Source organism: Streptomyces sp. WI03-4A, assembly GCF_033792105.1.
GTDB lineage: Bacteria > Actinomycetota > Actinomycetes > Streptomycetales > Streptomycetaceae > Streptomyces > Streptomyces collinus_A.
Window position 1 is genome coordinate 1 of record NZ_JARAUO010000015.1, and the last position, 18,180, is coordinate 18,180.

At 71.0% G+C, this 18,180-nt stretch carries 14 protein-coding genes and 1 pseudogene; 7 read left to right on the forward strand and 8 right to left on the reverse strand.

Annotated elements, in window-relative coordinates; translation table 11 throughout:
- A pseudogene (locus PV343_RS17300) lies at positions 1-319 on the reverse strand (hypothetical protein); the annotation flags it as partial.
- Positions 320-445: 126 nt separating this feature from the next.
- Between PV343_RS17300 and PV343_RS17305 the strand changes: the two are divergent.
- Together PV343_RS17305 and PV343_RS17310 are read left to right on the forward strand one after the other, a co-directional pair.
- Positions 446-1,657, forward strand: a complete 1,212-nt coding sequence (locus PV343_RS17305) for a pyridoxal phosphate-dependent aminotransferase (protein WP_317445097.1) — start codon at positions 446-448, stop codon at positions 1,655-1,657.
- A 96-nt stretch (positions 1,658-1,753) separates the two neighbouring features.
- Complete coding sequence (locus PV343_RS17310) at positions 1,754-2,173, forward strand: hypothetical protein (RefSeq protein WP_319147820.1); 420 nt, start codon at positions 1,754-1,756, stop codon at positions 2,171-2,173.
- 193 nt (positions 2,174-2,366) lie between these two features.
- Here the strand turns inward: PV343_RS17310 and PV343_RS17315 are convergent, their stop codons facing one another.
- Positions 2,367-4,190 carry a phosphoenolpyruvate carboxykinase (GTP) gene (locus PV343_RS17315; protein ID WP_319147821.1) on the reverse strand — a complete coding sequence of 608 codons (1,824 nt, stop codon included), beginning with the start codon at positions 4,188-4,190 and terminating at the stop codon, positions 2,367-2,369.
- 292 nt (positions 4,191-4,482) lie between these two features.
- Here PV343_RS17315 and trhA point away from each other — a divergent pair, with 292 nt between their 5' ends.
- The 4 genes from trhA (at position 4,483) to PV343_RS17335 (ending at position 8,286) form a co-directional block, all read left to right on the forward strand.
- Complete coding sequence (gene trhA / locus PV343_RS17320; RefSeq protein ID WP_319147822.1) at positions 4,483-5,196, forward strand: PAQR family membrane homeostasis protein TrhA; 714 nt, start codon at positions 4,483-4,485, stop codon at positions 5,194-5,196.
- Positions 5,197-5,313: 117 nt separating this feature from the next.
- A complete protein-coding gene (locus PV343_RS17325; RefSeq protein ID WP_319147823.1) occupies positions 5,314-6,882 on the forward strand; it encodes an MFS transporter in 1,569 nt (522 codons plus the stop codon).
- Positions 6,883-6,886: 4 nt separating this feature from the next.
- Entirely contained in the window at positions 6,887-7,519 is a 633-nt protein-coding gene (locus PV343_RS17330; RefSeq protein WP_319147824.1) for a TetR/AcrR family transcriptional regulator, read from the forward strand.
- A gap of 35 nt (positions 7,520-7,554) precedes the next feature.
- The gene (locus PV343_RS17335; protein ID WP_319147825.1) at positions 7,555-8,286 is read left to right on the forward strand and encodes a Mut7-C RNAse domain-containing protein; all 732 of its coding nucleotides are present in this window, start codon (positions 7,555-7,557) and stop codon (positions 8,284-8,286) included.
- Here PV343_RS17335 and PV343_RS17340 read toward each other — a convergent pair.
- The 6 genes from PV343_RS17340 to PV343_RS17365 all read right to left on the reverse strand — a co-directional run bounded on the left by PV343_RS17340 (position 8,283) and on the right by PV343_RS17365 (position 17,593).
- A complete protein-coding gene (locus PV343_RS17340) occupies positions 8,283-10,685 on the reverse strand; it encodes a galactose oxidase-like domain-containing protein (protein ID WP_319147826.1) in 2,403 nt (800 codons plus the stop codon). The genes PV343_RS17335 and PV343_RS17340 overlap by 4 nt on opposite strands.
- Positions 10,682-11,866 (reverse strand): glycosyltransferase family 2 protein, encoded by a 1,185-nt coding sequence (locus tag PV343_RS17345; RefSeq protein ID WP_319147828.1) that lies wholly within the window; start codon positions 11,864-11,866, stop codon positions 10,682-10,684. Before PV343_RS17345 ends, PV343_RS17340 begins: the two co-directional genes overlap by 4 nt.
- Positions 11,863-13,515 (reverse strand): ArnT family glycosyltransferase, encoded by a 1,653-nt coding sequence (locus PV343_RS17350; protein ID WP_319147829.1) that lies wholly within the window; start codon positions 13,513-13,515, stop codon positions 11,863-11,865. The genes PV343_RS17345 and PV343_RS17350 overlap by 4 nt, the downstream gene beginning before the upstream one ends.
- Positions 13,512-14,780, reverse strand: coding sequence for a glycosyltransferase (locus PV343_RS17355; RefSeq protein WP_319147830.1), 1,269 nt, complete (start codon positions 14,778-14,780; stop codon positions 13,512-13,514). Before PV343_RS17355 ends, PV343_RS17350 begins: the two co-directional genes overlap by 4 nt.
- Before the next feature lie 208 nt (positions 14,781-14,988).
- On the reverse strand, positions 14,989-17,022 hold the full coding sequence (locus PV343_RS17360; protein WP_319147831.1) for a thioredoxin domain-containing protein: 2,034 nt from the start codon (positions 17,020-17,022) through the stop codon (positions 14,989-14,991).
- Complete coding sequence (locus tag PV343_RS17365; protein ID WP_319147832.1) at positions 17,003-17,593, reverse strand: ArsR/SmtB family transcription factor; 591 nt, start codon at positions 17,591-17,593, stop codon at positions 17,003-17,005. Before PV343_RS17365 ends, PV343_RS17360 begins: the two co-directional genes overlap by 20 nt.
- 125 nt (positions 17,594-17,718) lie before the next feature.
- Here PV343_RS17365 and PV343_RS17370 point away from each other — a divergent pair, with 125 nt between their 5' ends.
- Positions 17,719-18,153, forward strand: a complete 435-nt coding sequence (locus PV343_RS17370) for a hypothetical protein (RefSeq protein ID WP_319147833.1) — start codon at positions 17,719-17,721, stop codon at positions 18,151-18,153.
- Positions 18,154-18,180 lie beyond the last annotated feature (27 nt).

The following is an 18,180-nucleotide window of genomic DNA, read 5'->3' on the forward strand; positions in this document are numbered from 1 at the left end:
CGGCGACCCGCCGGCGCCCGCCCCGCCGGCGCCGCCGCCGGAGATCGGCGCGGCCCGGCCCCCCGGCCGGCTCGTGCGCCACCGGGGGCACCGGTACGGGCTCGGGCCCGGGCCCGTCCATGGGCATCCGGACCGGCGGCAGCTCGCGGGTCTCGTCGTAGGCGTTCTGCCAGCCATGGGCGGTGGCCGGGTCGGCGTACTCGTCGTACGACGGGGCCGGCGCGTTCCGCGGGTGGTACACGTTCGGCACGACCCCCGGCTCGCCACCCGCTCCGTGTGCTCCGGACGCCCCCGCCCCTTGGTCGCGTTCGGTGGACATGGGCGGGAATTGTAGAGACGCGAGGGACTCCTGTGACAGCTACCGGCGATAACGGTGCAAAACTCGCTGTCTCACGTGGCGGATAACACGACCCATGAGGCGTTACCGGGCCGTAAGCTCACGGTCATGCAGGTGATCCAGTCGACGAAGCTCGCCAACGTCTGTTACGAGATCCGGGGTCCGGTCCTCGAGGAGGCGATGCGGCTGGAGGCGGCCGGTCACCGCATCCTGAAGCTGAACACCGGCAACCCCGCCGCCTTCGGCTTCGAGTGCCCGCCGGAGATCCTGGAGGACATCCTCCGCAACGTCTCCACGGCGCACGGCTACGGCGACGCCAAGGGCCTGCTGGCCGCCCGCCGCGCGGTCGTCATGCACAACCAGACCCTCGGCATCGAGACGGACGTCGAGCACGTCTTCATCGGCAACGGCGTCTCCGAGCTGATCGTGATGGCCATGCAGGGCCTGCTGGACGACGGCGACGAGGTGCTCGTACCGGCTCCGGACTACCCGCTGTGGACCGCCGCCGTCTCCCTCTCCGGGGGCACCGCCGTCCACTACCGCTGCGACGAGCAGTCCGACTGGATGCCCGACCTCGCCGACGTGGAACGCAAGGTCACCGACCGCACCAAGGCGATCGTGATCATCAACCCGAACAACCCCACGGGCGCGGTCTACGACGAGGCGGTGCTCAAGGGCCTGACCGACATCGCCCGCCGCCACAACCTGCTGGTCTGCTCCGACGAGATCTACGACAAGATCCTCTACGACGACGCCACGCACACCCCGACCGCCAAGATCGCCCCCGACCTGCTGACCCTCACCTTCAACGGCATGTCCAAGGCCTACCGGGTGGCCGGCTACCGCGTGGGCTGGATGTCGATCTCCGGCCCGCGCGCGCACGCCGACTCCTACATCGAGGGCCTGACGATCCTGGCGAACATGCGCCTGTGCGCCAACATGCCGGGCCAGCACGGCGTGGTCGCCGCGCTCAGCGGCCGCCAGACGATCGACGACCTGGTGCTGCCGGGCGGCCGGCTGCGGGAGCAGCGGGACGTCGCCTACGAGCTGCTCACCCAGATCCCGGGCGTCAGCTGCGTACGCCCCAAGGGCGCGCTGTACCTGTTCCCGCGCCTCGACCCCAAGGTCTTCAAGATCAGGGACGACCGGCAGATGGTCCTGGACCTGCTGCGCCAGGAGAAGATCATGGTCGTGCAGGGCACCGGCTTCAACTGGCCCGAGCCCGACCACTTCCGTGTGGTGACCCTGCCCAACGCGGGCGACCTCCGGGACGCGGTCGGCCGGATCGCGAACTTTCTGGACGGCTACGGCCAGCCGTAGCGCACCGGGGCCGCCGGACCGCGTTCCGTGACACGACTCAACTTTAGACGAATTCCAAGCTAGGATGGTTTCCTGCAGCGCACAGGAGGCCGTCCCATGTACGAACCGATCCGCCCCAAGTCGGTCCACAGCACGCCGGCCGGCCCGCCGTCCGACTTCCCGCACCGCTCGCGCGAGGAGGAGCTGGACATCCAGCTCGCCGGGCACCTCGGCGCGCTGCTCGCCGTCACCGACGACCTGCGCGCCCTGACCCCGTCCGCCGACCTGGACACCGCCGCCGAGCGGCTCGCCCACGAGGTCTGCCGACTGCGGGGCGGGCGGGCGCCCTTGCGCGCCGCGCCGGGCGCGTCCGGCGATCCCGCCGGCCTCCACCGGCGCGCGCACGCCCTGGCCGGCCGCGCGCTGGTGGTGGCGGCCTCCCGGGCCGACACCGCGGCGGCGATCCTCGCGGCCGAGCGGATGGACGCGCACACGGCCGCGCTGATGGGCCCGAAGGAGCTGAGCACGGCCCGCTGACCCGCCCGGGTCCCCCTGAACGGCCCCGGTCCGCGCGCACCCGCAGCGACGCGCGGACCGGGCGCCACACACCACGTGGACACGTCGAAGGCCCCGCACACCGTTGTGCGGGGCCTTCGGGGTGTCACCACGGCCGGCCGTGACGATCGCTGGTCAGGGCATCCCAACCGGCCGTGGAGTCCGTGCGGCGGGATCAGCCCAGGCGCTGCACCAGCGCGCGGTACTGGTCCCACAGCTCCTTCGGGGTGTGGTCACCGAAGGTGTTGAGGTGCTCGGGGACCAGGGCGGCCTCCTCACGCCAGACCTCCTTGTCGACCGTGAGCAGGAAGTCCAGGTCGGACGCGGACAGTTCGAGACCGTCGGTGTCCAGGGCCTCCTTGGTCGGCAGCACGCCGATGGGGGTCTCGACGCCCTCGGCCTTGCCGTCGAGGCGCTCCACGATCCACTTCAGGACGCGGCTGTTCTCGCCGAAGCCCGGCCAGACGAACTTGCCCTCGTCGTTCTTGCGGAACCAGTTGACGTAGTAGATCCTCGGCAGCTTGGACTGGTCCTTGTCCTTGGCCACGTCGACCCAGTGGGCCATGTAGTCGCCCATGTTGTAGCCGCAGAAGGGCAGCATCGCGAACGGGTCGCGGCGCAGCTCGCCGACCTTGCCCTCGGCGGCGGCGGTCTTCTCGGAGGCCACGTTGGCGCCGAGGAAGACGCCGTGGTTCCAGTCGAAGGACTCGGTCACCAGCGGCACGGCGCTGGCGCGGCGGCCGCCGAAGAGGATCGCCGAGATCGGCACGCCCTTGGGGTCCTCCCACTCGGGCGCGATGATCGGGCACTGCGAGGCGGGCGTGGTGAAGCGGGCGTTGGGGTGCGCGGCGGGCTCGGCGGACTCCGGGGTCCAGTCGCGGCCCTTCCAGTCCGTCAGGTGGGCCGGGGTCTCCTCCGTCATGCCCTCCCACCACACGTCGCCGTCGTCGGTGAGGGCGACGTTGGTGAAGACGGAGTTGCCCCACAGGGTCTTCATCGCGTTGGCGTTGGTGTGCTCACCGGTGCCGGGCGCGACGCCGAAGAAGCCGGCCTCGGGGTTGATCGCGTACAGGCGACCGTCCTCACCGAACCGCATCCAGGCGATGTCGTCGCCGATGGTCTCCACGGTCCAGCCCGAGATCGTGGGCTCCAGCATGGCGAGGTTGGTCTTGCCGCAGGCGCTCGGGAAGGCCGCGGCGACGTACTTGGACTCACCGTGCGGCGGGGTGAGCTTGAGGATGAGCATGTGCTCGGCGAGCCAGCCCTCGTCGCGCGCCATCACGGAGGCGATGCGCAGGGCGTAGCACTTCTTGCCGAGCAGGGCGTTGCCGCCGTAGCCGGAGCCGAAGGACCAGATCTCGCGGTCCTCGGGGAAGTGCGAGATGTACTTGGTGGAGTTGCACGGCCACGGGACGTCCTGCTCGCCCTGCTCCAGCGGGGCGCCGAGGGTGTGCACGGCCTTGACGAAGAAGCCCTCGTCGCCCAGCTCGTCCAGCACGGCCTGGCCCATGCGCGTCATCGTGCGCATGGAGACGGCGACATAGGCGGAGTCGGTGATCTCCACGCCGATCGCGGACAGCGGGGAGCCGAGCGGGCCCATGCAGAAGGGCACGACGTACATCGTGCGGCCCCGCATCGAGCCGCGGAACAGGCCCTTGTCACCGGCGAAGATCTCCCGCATCTCGGCGGGGGCCTTCCAGTGGTTGGTCGGGCCGGCGTCCGCCTCCTTCTCGGAGCAGATGAAGGTCCGGTCCTCGACGCGGGCGACGTCGGTCGGGTCGGAGGCGGCGTAGTAGGAGTGCGGGCGCTTGATCGGGTCCAGCTTCTTGAAGGTCCCCTTGGCCACGAGCTCTTCGCACAGTCGCTCGTACTCGGCCTCGGATCCGTCACACCAGACCACGCTGTCCGGCTGGGTCAGTTCGGCGATCTCGTTGACCCACGAGATCAGTTCCTGGTGCTGGGTGGGGATGCCGGTGGGAGCCGCGATGTCGCGCGCCACGATTGCTCCTAAAAGAGGGATTTTTTTGTCTTGTCGCCCCGTGGGGGCCGCGACCCGGATGCTTCAGGGTGTTGACCTTGGGCGCTCATCCGGTGCCGACCGCACTCATTTGATCATCCGATTCTAGTGCCCATATGTCCAGAGGGCATCACAGGTGAGCGACGTGACGAATCCCACGGTTTCCGTGATTCTTTGCGTATGCGTGGAGTTCAGCAGAAGGACTTTTTGCGTCACGGCCGCTCACCAGTGCGCGCTCGCGCGCGACTTACGGGTGCGTAGGTACCATGCCCCCATGACTGCGTCCGCATCCGACGCGCCCAGGGACACGCCGGCCGACGGCCGCGGTCCCGTCGCGCTCTCCCTGCCGCACCCGGTGAAGCCCAGGCTCCGCGGTTGGCTGCACCTCGGCATGTTCCCGGCCGTGCTCATCGCGGGGCTGGTGCTCACCGCCCTCGCCGACTCCCCCCGCGGCCGTGTCGCCTGCGGCATCTACGTCCTCACGGCGTGCCTGCTGTTCGGCGTCAGCGCGCTGTACCACCGGGGCGACTGGAGCCCGCGGATGGACGGGGTGCTGCGCCGCCTCGACCACGCCAACATCTTCCTGATCATCGCGGGCACCTACACCCCGCTGACGATGCTGCTGCTGCCGAGCGCCAAGGGGCAGTGGCTGCTGTGGGGCATCTGGGCCGCGGCCGCGGCGGGCATCGTCTTCCGCGTGTTCTGGGTCGGCGCCCCGCGCTGGCTCTACACCCCCTGCTACCTCGCGATGGGCTGGGCGGCCGTCTTCTTCCTGCCCGACTTCCTGCGCGCCGGCGGCATCGCCGTCCTGGTGCTGGTGATCGTCGGCGGACTGCTCTACAGCGCCGGGGGCGTCGTCTACGGCATCAAGCGCCCGAACCCCTCACCGCGCTGGTTCGGCTTCCACGAAGTCTTCCACTCCCTCACGCTCGCCGCGTTCATCGTCCACTACGTCGGCATCTCACTGGTGGCCTACCAGCACGCGTAAGCGCTCACCCCCTCCCCTTCCGGCCCTCGGCCACGGCTCCCCGCCGTGGCCGTTTTTCGTGCGCCCGCGGGCACTACCTATTGACAGTAACTCGATTTTGACAGTTACTTTCATTTCATGGTTGCTGTCACAGGAACGGACGGGACGCGGCGCGATCCCCGCCGCTGGTGGGCCCTCGGGGCCCTGGTCGCGAGCATGCTCGTGCTCGGCTTCGACATGACGATCCTCAACGTGGCCCTGCCCACCATGGCGGAACAGCTCGGTGCCACGACGGGTCAGCAGCAGTGGATGGCGGACGCCTACGTTGTCGTCTTCGCCGCGCTGATGCTCCCGGCGGGCCTGCTCGGAGACCGGTTCGGGCGCCGCCGCATGCTGATCACCGGGCTCGGGACCTTCCTGGCCGGTTCGCTGGTGGGCGCCCTCACCGGGGACGTGAACACCCTGATCGCGGCCCGCGCGGTGATGGGCGTCGGCGCCGCGCTGATCACCCCGCTGGCGATGTCTGTGCTGCCGTCGCTGTTCACGCCCGAGGAGCAGGGCAAGGCCATCGGGCTCGTCTCCACCGGCTCGGCGCTCGGCCTGCCGCTGGGCCCGATCATCGGCGGCTGGCTGCTGGACCACTTCTGGTGGGGCTCGGTCTTCCTGATCAACGTCCCGATGGTCGCGATCGGCATCACCGCCTGCCTCTTCCTGCTCCCCGAGACCCGCGACCCCGCCTCCCCGGAGGTCGACACTCTCTCCACGGCCTGCACCGCCGGCGGGCTCGGCGCCCTCGTCTACGCCATCATCGAGGCCCCCGACCGCGGCTGGACCGACCCCTTGGTCCTCGCCGCGTTCGCCACCGCCGCGCTCCTGATCACCGGACTCGTGCTGCGCTCACGCCGCGTCCGGCGGCCCATGCTGGACATGACCCTGCTGGCCCACCGGCCGTTCGTGCTCAACACCGTCGCCGCGACCCTGGTGATGTTCGTACTGTCCGGCCTGATGTTCGTGCTGCCCCCCTACCTCCAGGCGGTCCTCGGCAACGACACCCTCGGCACCGGCGTGCGGCTGCTGCCGATGGTCCTCGGCCTGTCCGTCGCGGCGAAACTCACCCCCGTCGCCACCACACGCTTCGGCGCCCGCGCCACCGTCACCGCCGGCCTGGTCGTCCTGGCCTTCGCCGCCCTGCTCGGCAGCCGCACCACCGTGCACTCCGGGTACGGCTTCACCGCGCTGTGGCTCACCGTGGCCGGCCTGGGCTTCGGCTGCGCCCTCGTACCAGCCATGACGTGCGCCCTCGCCACCCTCCCCCGGGACCGGGCCGGCAGCGGCTCCGGCCTGCTCATGACCCTGCGGCAGGTGGGGTCCGCGATCGGCATCGCCCTGCTCGGCAGCCTCCTCGCCGGTGTCTTCCGCGGCCGTCTCGACCTGACCGGCCTGACCGGGGCGGCCGCCGACGCCGCCGGGGACTCGGTCGTCGCCGCGCACCTGATCGCCCGACGGACCGGCTCGGCCCACCTGGCCGCCTCCGCGGACGGCGCGTACGTGCACGGCATGACCGTGGTCCTGCTGGTCTGCGGGGCCGCCGCCCTCGTCTCGGCGCTGCCGGCCGCGGCGTTCCTGCCGGGCACGCCCGCCACCGCGCGGAACGAGCCGCGGGACGACCCGGAGATGGCCACCGCCGCGGCGGATGCCGGACAATGACCGCATGACGGCCGCACGTTCCCCCCTCGCCTCCGCCGACCGACCGCAGCCGGGGCTGCGCGAACGCAAGAAGATCAAGACCCGCGAGGCGATCCGCACCGCCACTTACGCGCTGGTCAGGGAACAGGGCTACGACGCCACGACGATCGACCAGATCGCCGAGCGCGCCGAGGTGTCGCCGTCGACCGTCTTCCGGTACTTCCCCACCAAGGAGGACATCGTCCTCACGGACGAGTTCGACCCGGTCATCCTGGAGGAGATCAGGCAGCGGCCCGCCGAGGAGCCCTGGCCGGACACCATCCGGTACGTCATGCGCCGGGCCGTCCGGCTCGGCGCCTCCGAGGACCAGGAGGTCTCCCGGCTGCGCGCCCACCTCACGGTCCAGGTCCCCGCGGTGCGCTCCCGGATGATGGAGAGCATGTCCGCCACCGGTCGCATGCTCTGCGCGGCCATCGCCGAGCGCACCGGCCGCGACCCGGACGGCCTGGAGGTCCGGGTCTACGCCATGTCGCTGATCGGCGGCCTGATGGAGACGTCCATGTACTGGGCGGAGAACGGCTACCGGGACGACCTGACGGCGCTGATCGACCGCACCCTCGACGTCCTGGAGCACGGCCTGCCCAACCGGAAACCCTGAGGCCCCACGCCCGCCCCGCGTGCGATCCTGACACCGTGAACGGACCCGAGATCCACGTCGAAGTCGCCCCCGAGCTGCACCTGTTCGTGCCGGCCGCCCGGCGGGCCGGCGCCACACCGCTCGGCACCGACGGCGTCTCGACGCTCGGGCACGTCATCGAGTCCCTGGGCGTGCCGCTCACCGAGGTCGGCACCCTGGTCGTCGACGGCCGGGAGGTGCCCGTCTCGCACGTCCCCAAGGCCGGCGAGACGGTCGAGGTGCGCCCGGTGGGCCGCCCCCAGCCGGTCCCCGGCGCCCCGCTCCGCTTCCTTCTCGACGTCCACCTCGGCACGCTCGCCCGCCGGCTGCGCCTGCTCGGCGTGGACGCCGCGTACGAGTCGACCGACATCGGCGACCCGGCCCTGGCCGCCCGCTCCGCGGCGGAGCGGCGGGTCCTGCTCAGCCGCGACCGGGGGCTGCTGCGCCGCCGCGAGCTGTGGGCCGGTGCGTACGTGTACAGCACCCGCCCCGAGGACCAACTGCGCGACGTCCTCGACCGCTTCGCGCCCGAGCTGCGCCCCTGGACCCGCTGCACCGCCTGCAACGGCCTGCTGCGGCAGGCCACCAAGGAGGAGGTGGCCGCACAGCTCAAGGGCGGCACCCGGCGGTCGTACGACGTGTTCGCCCAGTGTGCCGACTGCGGCCGCGCCTACTGGAAGGGCGCGCACCACGACCAGCTCGAAGCCGTCGTGGAGCGCGCCCTCGCGGAGTTCAGCGGGCGTGACTAGCCCTTGCGCACGTCCGCCTTTCCACAGGCCACACCGTCCCGGTCGCCGTCGAGGCCGAGCGGGTCGTCACCGCCGTTGACCTTCAGCCGGCCGTAGTGGTTCCGCGCCAGCCAGGCGCAGCGGGCCGCGGCCGTCTTCTTCACCTGGCGCGGGAAGGCCGTCGGCACGCACACGTTGATGGTGCCGTAGTGCCGGTCGCAGCCGGAGATGGTCGGGCTGACCGGCTGCGACGTCCGCTTCTTGCCGGGCCCGGAGACCTTCCCGGACAGGGAGTCGGCGAAGGAGTGGACGTGCGGCGCGGCCGCCTTGGCGTTCAGCGCCGCCGGCCCCGTCAGGTGCACCCACTTGGCCACCGACGGCACCCCGTTGGCGTCCACCGCGAACAGCATGTACCAGCCGGGAGGCGCCAGGTTGGGGTTGTTCGTCACGTTCAGGTCGACGTTGTTGCCGCTCACCGACAGCGGCAGGTCGACGAAGCGCTGGTTGGGGTCGGAGGAGTGGGTGACCGCGGCCGGGCGGATCAGCTCGGCCTTGGCGATCGGCCGGTCGACGGTGATCCGCTGGGTGTCGCCGTACTTCCACTCCTGGTTGATCACCGAGGTGATCGCGGGCCGGGTGCCCTTGTACAGGTAGGGCGGGGTGTAGATCGACACGTTGTGGTTCCAGGTGCCGTTGCCCGGGTTGTCGCCGGTGGCCATCACCCGGCCGTCGGGCAGCAGGAACGCCGAGGAGTGGTAACCGCGCGACTCGGGATCGGCGGCCACCGGGTCGAAGGTGTTGCCGCCCGGATCGTAGATCGAGGACTCGTACACCGGGTTGGCGCGGTTGTGCAGCGCGCCGCCGGTCTCCAGCACCTTGCCGTCGGGCAGCAGCACCGCGGAGACGTACATCTTGCCCTGGGCGCCGGTCTCGGCGATCTTGCCGTTGCCGAGGTCCACCTTGCCCTGCGGGATCTGCGGCCCGGCGATGTACGACGGGTTCGCCTGCTTGAGGTCGATCACGTCGGTCAGACGGTTGGCGTCCGGGTTGGAGTCGATGTTGCCGCCGCCGATGGTGAGGACCTTCTGGTCCTGCGCCGGGGGCAGCAGCACGCTCGCCGACTGGTCGCGCTGGTCCTTGTTCTGCAGCCCCGGGACCTGCGTGACGGTGTTGGCGCCGTAGTCGTAGATCGCCGAACCGGTGCCCGGGATGTTGTTGCCGAAGACGTGGCTGCCCGTGTAGAAGAGGCGGCCGTCCTGCATCAGGACCATCGCCGGGTACAGCCCCCAGTACGACCAGGTCTGGTTGACCTTCCACAGCGGCTGCCACTGCTTGTCCTTGTCGGACCACAGCTCGGCCGTCACCGAACCGGTGGAGTCCTCGCGCAGCCCGCCGAAGGAGATGACGTCACCGTTGCCCAGCTCGGTGGCCGACGGGTACCAGTGCCCGTCGTTCAGGTCGTTCGTCTTGCTGTAGGTCTCCGTCTTCGGGTCGAAGATGTACGAGTCCTTGAAGCCCTCGTAGCCGTGGCCGCCCGCCACCGGATAGGCCTTGTTGCCGCTCATGACGAGGACCCGCCCGTCCTGGAGCTGCACGTGCCCGGCGCAGAACATGTCCTTCGGCGTCGGGATGACCTTGTACGTGCCCTTCGCCGGGTCGTACACCGCGGAGGTGAACGTCCCCGCGTTGAAGTTCTCCTCGCTGTTGCCGGAACCGGCGATCAGCAGCACCTTGCCGTTGTTGAGGACGACGGAGTGCATGGAGCGCACCGGGTTCTGCGTCGGCAGCACCGACCAGCGCCCGTCCGCGCACTGGGTGCTCGTGCCGGTGCACGAGGCGGGCGGCACCACGTCCGGCACCTGGTCCATCGTGTAGTCGTCGGTGGTCGCCGAACCGGTGCCGTAGACGGAGACGCCCCAGGTGATCCGGTCCGTGCCGGCCGGCACCTCGGGCGTGCGCACGGTGGCCTTCGTCCAGGCCGACGCCATGTCCAGCGTCTTGAGGTCGGTCCAGTACTGCCAGCCGGCCGTCGCGTCGTGCCGGAAGACGGTGATGTTGGCGTCCGGAGTGGTCGACTTGTACCAGAGCCCGAGGTCGTACTGCTTGCCGACGCTGACCGCAGGCGCGCACGCGGCGGACTCGGTGATCAGCGCCTTGCGGTCGCCCTCGGTGCGCCGGGTCAGCGTCACCTTCATCGCCTTGGCGCCGGAGTGCGCGTCGGCGACGGTCTGGAAGCTGAAGTCGTTGTCACCCCACCCCGACTTCTCCCAGCAGTACGGCATGTCGTCCGTACCGGCGGTCTCGAAGCCGGGATTCTGCACGAGGTTGGCGGCAACGGCGTGCTCCGGCGAGCTCAGAAGCAGACCCGCGGTCAGGGCACCCACCCCGACCAGCGCGGTCCGTCTGCGGCGTATGTTCACACGGCTCTCCTAGCGGTCGTACGAGCCCCGCGGCGGCGGCGCGGGAGGTACACCAGCGCTTCGGTCCCCACGAAGCGCAGGACGAACGTCAGCACCAGCGCGAGCGCGGTGGCGGGGAGCGCGCCCATATGGAACCGGTCCACCAGCAGCGCGATCAAGGGGATGCGCAGCACCAGATCGGCGTTGGCGAGCAGCCCGAACCGGCCCAGCCGGTCCCACCAGCGGCGGTGCGCCCGCCGGTCGCGGAACAGCAGTTGCTCGATGAGCAGGAAGTTCCAGGCCACACCGAACTGGTTGGCGACGATCTCGGCGGGCACGTAGTGCAGACCGAGGACGGTCAGCGCCCACAGGCCGACGAGGTTCGGCACGAACCCGCTCGCGCCGATCAGCCCGAAGCCGACCATGCGCGCCAGCGGCGAGGCGGTGCGCAGCCCCGCCAGGTGGTGCAGGAAGCGCAGGCCCTCCCGCGCGGTCGACTTCGACTCCCCCGCGAACCGGTCCTGGAAGACGAACGGCACCTCGGCGACCTGCCGGGGCCGGCTGCGCACGGCCAGCTCCAGCAGGATCTTGTAGCCGAGCGGCTTGAGCACGTCCGCGGTCACGGCGCTGCGCCGGATGGCGAAGAAGCCGCTCATGGGGTCGCTGATGCCGTGCAGCCGGCGCGGGAACAGGGCCTTGGTCAGCCAGGTCGCGCCGCGTGAGACGGCCACCCGGTAGCTGCCGGCGAGACCGGCCCGGCTGCCGCCCTTGATGTACCGGGAGGCGACGACGAGACCGGCGTTCGCCCGCTCGCCGGTGGCCACCAGCTCGGGCACCAGGGACGGCGGGTGCTGGCAGTCGCCGTCCATCACCACGATCCACTCCGAGGTCGCCGCCCGCAGCCCCTCGACCACCGCCCCGCCGAGCCCGCCGACCGGTTCCTCCCGGTGCAGCACGGACACCGGGAACGGGCAGTCCTGCGCGGCCCGCCGGATCACCTCGGGGGTGTCGTCGGTGGAGTCGTCGACGAAGACGACCTCGCAGGGCAGCCGCGCGGGCACCGACTCGGTGATCTGCCGCAGCAACTGCCCGATGTTCGCGGACTCGTTGAACGTCGGGACGACGATCGTGACGGCGCCGGGCTCGGCGACCTCGGCGGCGTCCAGGCCGGGGGCCGGGACGGTGTACTCGTGGCCGCTCATCGCGCGCCTCCCGCGGCTGCCGTCCGGACCTGCCGGATCTCGATACGGTCCGCTCCGGTGCCGAAGACGGCGACCGGTTCGGAGTGCCGGATGGCCGCCTTGACGTTGGGCAGGTCCCGGGCGTCGCGGCGGACGGTGGGCGAGGCGACGACGTAGTCGACGTCCCGCCAGCCGTGCGGCATGGTCTTGGTGACGGCCGGGTCGAGGTCGGCCTTGTAGAACCAGATGGCGCCGAGCCCGGGCCGGTACCCGGCGTGCACCAGGTCCAGCCAGAGGGCGTCGTCGACGAGGACCCGGGTGTGTGCCGGGTCCTCGACCCGGGTGCCGAGCCAGGCGGACGCCTGCCGGTAGGGCCGGTTGGCGTCGGCGGTCAGGGCCGTGCGGTCGCCGTCGTACCAGTGCGGCACGACGTAGGCGCCCGCCACCAGGGCCAGGGCGGCCGCCAGCGCGTACCGGAAGCCGGTGACGTAGCGCTTCTCGCCCGCGGCCCGCCGGCGGCGCAGCACCGCGTGCGCGACCGAGGCGGTGCCGCCGGCCAGCACCAGGGCCAGGAACGGCAGGGCGCCGATGACGTACATGGCGGGCAGGTAGCCGTTCGGACGCAGGGCCACCGCGGCGAGGATCGCCACCGTCAGCGCCGGCCCGGCCAGGGCGCGCGCGGTGACCGACCAGCGCCAGGTGACGATCAGCAGCAGGGCACCGGCCAGTCCGCCCAGCGGCAGCACCCGGTCGTAGTAGAGCCAGGAGTGCAGCACCCCGTGCGAACCGGAGGAGGTGTCCAGGATGAAGCCCGAACCGGGCCGGGACATCTGGTACTTGATGCCGTCCCACAGCGACACGTGCCCGGCGCCCGGCAGCAGTTCGCCCTTCAGCAGGGCGAACAGCGGGTACGAGAAGCCGATCAGGACGCACGCGGTGACCGCGCCGGTGAGGGCGAACTTCCGGGTGTCGCGATGGCTGTGCCGCCACATCGTGACGAACAGCGCGGGCAGGACGACGAGCATCGTCTCCTTGGTGAGCACGCCCGCGGCGGCGGCGAGACCCGCGCCGAAGTGGTGCCACAGGTGCCGGCTGGGCGAGGCCGCCAGGCAGAACGCCAGCAGCAGCCACATCACCGCGATGTTGTCGAGGAAGATCTCCCGCTGGAGGACCACCGCCAGCGGGGACAGCCCGAACAGGACCATGCCGAGCCCGGCCGCCCAGCGGGGCAGCGAGAGCCGGCGCCCCAGCACGTACAACAGCACCGCGCTGACGCCGCTGACCACGAGCATGACGGCCCGCATGCTGCCCACGTTCATCGAACCGGGGCTCACCGCCGACGGGATCCAGCTCAGCAGGGCGATCTGCACCCAGCCCAGCGGGGGATGGTCGTACCAGTAGGTGTAGTGGGCCAGGCCCTTGCCCTGCTGGACGGCCCAGGCCTGGGCCAGGTAGGTGCCCTCGTCGTCGCTGAGGGTCGGGTAGTCGGCGATGTTCCAGCCCTGCACCACCAGGATCGCCACGAGCAGCAGACCGCACAGCAGGAGGTCGGAACGGGAGGAGCGGAGCCGCTCCGGCGGGCGCGGCAGGCCGCCCGGACGGCCCGCGGGCGCGGCCGTGCGCTGCGCGGGGACCTTCGCAGCGGTCACCGCGGGAAGGGTGGAGGTCACGCGGGAACGTCCTCTCGGATCGGTTCGGCCGCGGCGAGGTGCGCGCCGACGTGCGTGGTCAGCTCCCAGTCGTTGCGGCCGCGCTGCTCGCGCCAGACGGCGCGGATCGCGGCTCCGGCCAGGAGGACCTGGTAGAACGGGCCGCCGACGATGAGCTTGACGTAGTGGACGAAGCGAACCCTGAGCCCGTACTGCCGGCCGAAGTCGTGCAGCCCGACCACCTCGAAGACGAAGGTGACGGCGGCCGTCACCAGCGGCAGGAAGGTCAGGAAGGCGATCCCGACGGGCACGTCGAGGAAGAGCGCGACGGCCGCGTTCAGCGGGATGATCACGCCGGAGAACGCCTGCAGGAAGGGCGTCATCAGCGTGTACCGGGCGAGCAGCCGCTGCCCGAAGCCCGGCAGCTGCTTCCAGTCCTTCTTCCGGTACACCTGCAAAAAGCCCTGGTTCCAGCGGGTGCGCTGCTTCAGCAGCGACATCAGCGAGCCCGGGGTCTCCTCACGGGTGACCATGTCCGAGTCGTAGGCGACGACGACCTTCTTGCCGACGCTGGACAGGCGCACGCCCAGGTCGCAGTCCTCGGCCAGGCAGTCGGGGTCCCAGCCGTCCGCTTCCCTGAGGACGTCCGTGCGGACGAAGACGGTGTTCCCGCCGAGCGGGATGAATCCCTTCTGCGCGTGCAGGTGCAGCCGCGAGCGGAACCAGAAGAAGTACTCCAGGCAGTTGCGCAGGCTGTACCAGCTCGAATGGAAGTTGATGAGCTGGACCCCGCCCTGGACCACGTCGGCGCCGGTGGTCCGGAACGCGTGGTCGACGTGGGCCAGCAGCTCCGGATGGACCTGGTCCTCCGCGTCGAAGACCCCGACGACGTCGCCGCGGCAGTGCGGCAGCGCCGTGTTCATGGCCTTCGGCTTGTTCTTCTTCTCGTGGGTGTCGACGACGACACGGACGCGCGGGTCGCGTTCGGCGGCCAGTTCGGCCACCGCCGTGGTCTCGGGATCGTCGTGTCCGACGATCACGATGATCTCGAAGTCGGTGTGTGTGGACTCCAGCAGGCGCTGGATGGTGTGGTCCAGTACGGCTTGCTCGTGCCGCGCGGGCAGGAGCAGCGAGAACGACCGGTGCTCGCCCCCGTCCGGAGCGCTGAACCGGGTGGAGGCCAGCACCTCGGGCGTACGCCACGCGTGCATCTGCCACCACAGGGTGAAGGCGGCCATCCAGAACAGGGCAAGCGAAACAGCAGCGATGAAGACAGACGTCAGCAAGATCCCCCCAGATCTTTGATACCCCCAGCGACGCGACGGTGCGTCACACTCGTGACGTCGCTGTGCAGAGACTAAGGGGGGAATGTGAAACAGGACAGCCGTTCCGATAAATAGTGTGTTTCGGAACCGTGGTCGAGTAGCGGGATCTATCCGAACACCTGCTCACATTCGGACAGTTCGCCTTCCTGTCCCCACGCGTCTTCGCCGGTCAGGACCGGCTGAGCGCCCTGCCCAGCCGCTCCGCGTCCGTCGTAGGAGCGTCACAGGTGAAGTTACGGCAGACGTACGCCGTCGGTTCACCGCCCACCAGCGGACGGCCGACGAGCAGCGGGAACTCGTCACTCTCCGCAGTCCCTACGGCCACCACCGCACCCGGAGCGGTGCCCAGGAGCGCCGTGCGGTGCAGGGCGGCCGTCCGCTCGTCGGCGACGGACGGCCCGACGACCGCGACCTCCTTCGGCCCGTCCAGCAGCGCCTCCGCGACGGCCAGCCCCCACCCGATGAACCGCGGCACGCGGGGCCCGAGCGCCTTGACGACGCCCAGCGCCCGCTCGGCGGCGGTCCGGTGGGCCTCGGAGCCGGTGTGGGCCGCGTAGCCCAGCAGCGCGCCGGCCGCCGCGGTCCAGCCCGACGGGGTGGCGTTGTCGGTGGGGTCCTGGGGCCGGCGGATGAGCCGCTCGGCGTCGGCGGCCGTGTCGTACAGGGCGCCGCTCTCCGGATCGGCGAACCGGGTCGTCACCTGGTCCAGGAGCAGCCCCGCGAAGTCCAGCCAGACACCCTCGCCGGTCACGGACGCGAGCGCGAGGAAGCCCTCGGCGACGTCGGCGTAGTCCTCCAGCACACCGGCGTTGGGCCCCACCCGGCCGTCCCGGCTGGTCCGCGCGAGCCGCGCGTGGTCGTCGAGGTGCACCCGTACGAGGAGGTCGGCGGCGGCCACCGCGGCGTCGACGAGGTCGGGCCGGCCGAAGTACGCGCCGGTCTCGGCGAGCGCGGCTACCGCAAGCCCGTTCCAGGCGGCGACGACCTTGTCGTCCCGGCCCGGCGCGGGCCGCTCCGCCCGCGCCGCCAGCAGCCGCTCCTTGACCGACTCGATCCGGCCGCCGTCGAACACGCCCTCCGTCTGCGGGAGCTGGAGAACCGACTGCCCGTGCTCGAAGGTGCCCTCCTCGGTCACCCCGAAGTACCGCACGGCGAGTTCGGCGTCCTCCTCGCCGAGGACCCGGCGCAGCTCCTCGGGGGTCCACACGTAGTACGCGCCCTCGACGTGCCGCCCCTCGCCGTCGTCGCTGTCGGCGTCGAGCGCCGAGGCGAACCCGCCCTCACCGGTGCGCAGTTCGCGCACCAGGAAGTCGGCGGTCTCCAGCGCGACCCGGCGGGCCAGGTCGGACCCGGTGGCCCGCCACAGATGCGCGTACACCCGGCACAGCAGGGCGTTGTCGTACAGCATCTTCTCGAAGTGCGGCACGATCCAGTCGCGGTCGACGGAGTACCGGGCGAACCCGCCGCCGAGCTGGTCGTAGATGCCGCCCCGGGCCATCCGCTCACAGGTGTCCGCGGCCATCTGCAGCGCACCCTCGGCGCCGGTCCGCGCGTGGTGGCGCAGCAGGAACTCGAGCACCATGGACGGCGGGAACTTCGGCGCGCCGCCGAATCCGCCGCGCTGCTGGTCGTACTCGCGGGTGAGCCCGAGGAGCGCCTGCGCGGTCTCCTGCTCGCCCGGCACCTGGGCGGTCTGGAAGGCGATCTCCCGCTGGGCGAGGTCGCGCACGATCTTCCCGGCCACCTCGCCGACCTCGTCCCGCCGCTCGTCCCACGCGTGCCGGACCCCTTCGAGCACCTGCCGGAACGAGGGCATGCCGTGCCGGGGCTCGGGCGGGAAGTACGTACCGAAGTAGAACGGCTCGGCGTCCGGCGTGAGGAACACGGTCATCGGCCAGCCGCCCTGCCCGGTGGCCGCCTGCACGGCCTCCATGTAGACGGCGTCGACGTCGGGCCGCTCCTCGCGGTCCACCTTGACGCTGACGAAGTGCTCGTTCATGGAGGCGGCGGTGGCTTCGTCCTCGAAGGATTCGTGAGCCATGACATGACACCAGTGGCAACTCGAATAGCCGACGCTCAGCAGGACCGGCTTGTTCGCCTTGCGGGCCTCGTCGAACGCGGCGGCCGACCATGGCCACCAGTCGACGGGGTTGTCGGCGTGCTGGAGCAGATACGGGGACGTCTCATGGGCCAGTCGGTTCACCGTTCCACTCTCCCACGCGCTCCGGCACCGCGTAGAAACGCATCGACACCGGGCGCGCCCCGTCGGGCGCCTCCTTGCGGGTGTGGCCGTGGCGCTCGATCAGCGCGTGGTAGTCGCGCATGAAGGCGAGCAGTTCCTCCCTGGTCATCCAGGTGCCGTTGCGCTGGACCTGGGCCCAGCCGTCGGGGCCGCGGTACTCCTGGTGGGCGCGGCGGAAGAGGGCGGTGTCGACCTCGATCTTGAGGTGGGCCAGCTGTTCGGCGGCGGCGTACTCCTCGGGGGTCATCGCCGCCGGGTCCGGGGTGGTGTGGCGGAAGGGGAGGGCGCGCCACCAGCGTTCGCGGCCTCCGGACTTCTCCGGGATCTCCTCGATGAGCCGCTGCTCGGCGAGTTTGCGCAGGTGGTAGCTGGTGGTGCCGGAGCTCTCGCCGAGTTCGCGGGCGAGCACGGTGGAGTTCGCCTCGCCGTGCCGGCCGAGGTAGTCGAGGATCCGGCGGCGCAGGGGGTTGCCGAGGGACTTGTACAGCGCGGTGCGCTCAAGGCTGGTCATCTCGGGCATGCCGTCGGTCATGTGGGTCACCGTAACCCTGGGGACCCCTGAGTCGTCCCCGATGTCTGCCGAATTTTCTTTGCAGAATTTTCTCTGCGGTCTAGTCTGGGGCACACGGGATGAGAAGGCGAGCGAAGGGGGCTGTGATGAAGGCGGAGTTGAGGTGGGCGTTGCTCCTGCTCGGGACGGGGGCCGTCCTGCTCGTGCCGTGGATGGTGGTGCTCGCCGTGACACTGCCGGGCAGCACCCAGGTGCGGCACTGGTCGCTGGCCTGGATCGGCCTCGACGTGCTGCTGGCGACGGGGTGCGCCGCGACCGCGTCGCTCGGGCTGCGTGGGGACCCCCGGGCCCGTCTCACGGCCTCCGCGACGGCGGCGGTGGCGGTGCTCGACGCGTGGTTCGACATAACGACGGCGTCGGCCGGCGCCCAGCTCGCCGAGGCGGCGGCGTGCGCGGTGGCGGAGGGGGCGCTGGCGGCGGTGTGCGCGTTCCTCGCGCTGTCCGAGGGTCGCACCCGCCGGGGCACGCGGACGGCGGCCGCGCGCGAGGAGGTCACCACCACATCCTCACCCGCCCCTTGATCCTCGCCCTCTCGCGCTCCCGCCGCC

Coding starts and splice junctions, on each gene's coding strand:
- PV343_RS17305 (WP_317445097.1), top strand. CDS start 446: ATGCAGGTGATCCAGTCGACGAAGCTCGCCAACGTCTGTTACGAGATC.
- PV343_RS17310 (WP_319147820.1), top strand. CDS start 1,754: ATGTACGAACCGATCCGCCCCAAGTCGGTCCACAGCACGCCGGCCGGC.
- trhA (WP_319147822.1), top strand. CDS start 4,483: ATGACTGCGTCCGCATCCGACGCGCCCAGGGACACGCCGGCCGACGGC.
- PV343_RS17325 (WP_319147823.1), top strand. CDS start 5,314: ATGGTTGCTGTCACAGGAACGGACGGGACGCGGCGCGATCCCCGCCGC.
- PV343_RS17330 (WP_319147824.1), top strand. CDS start 6,887: ATGACGGCCGCACGTTCCCCCCTCGCCTCCGCCGACCGACCGCAGCCG.
- PV343_RS17345 (WP_319147828.1), bottom strand. CDS start 11,866: ATGAGCGGCCACGAGTACACCGTCCCGGCCCCCGGCCTGGACGCCGCC.
- PV343_RS17365 (WP_319147832.1), bottom strand. CDS start 17,593: ATGACCGACGGCATGCCCGAGATGACCAGCCTTGAGCGCACCGCGCTG.
- PV343_RS17370 (WP_319147833.1), top strand. CDS start 17,719: ATGAAGGCGGAGTTGAGGTGGGCGTTGCTCCTGCTCGGGACGGGGGCC.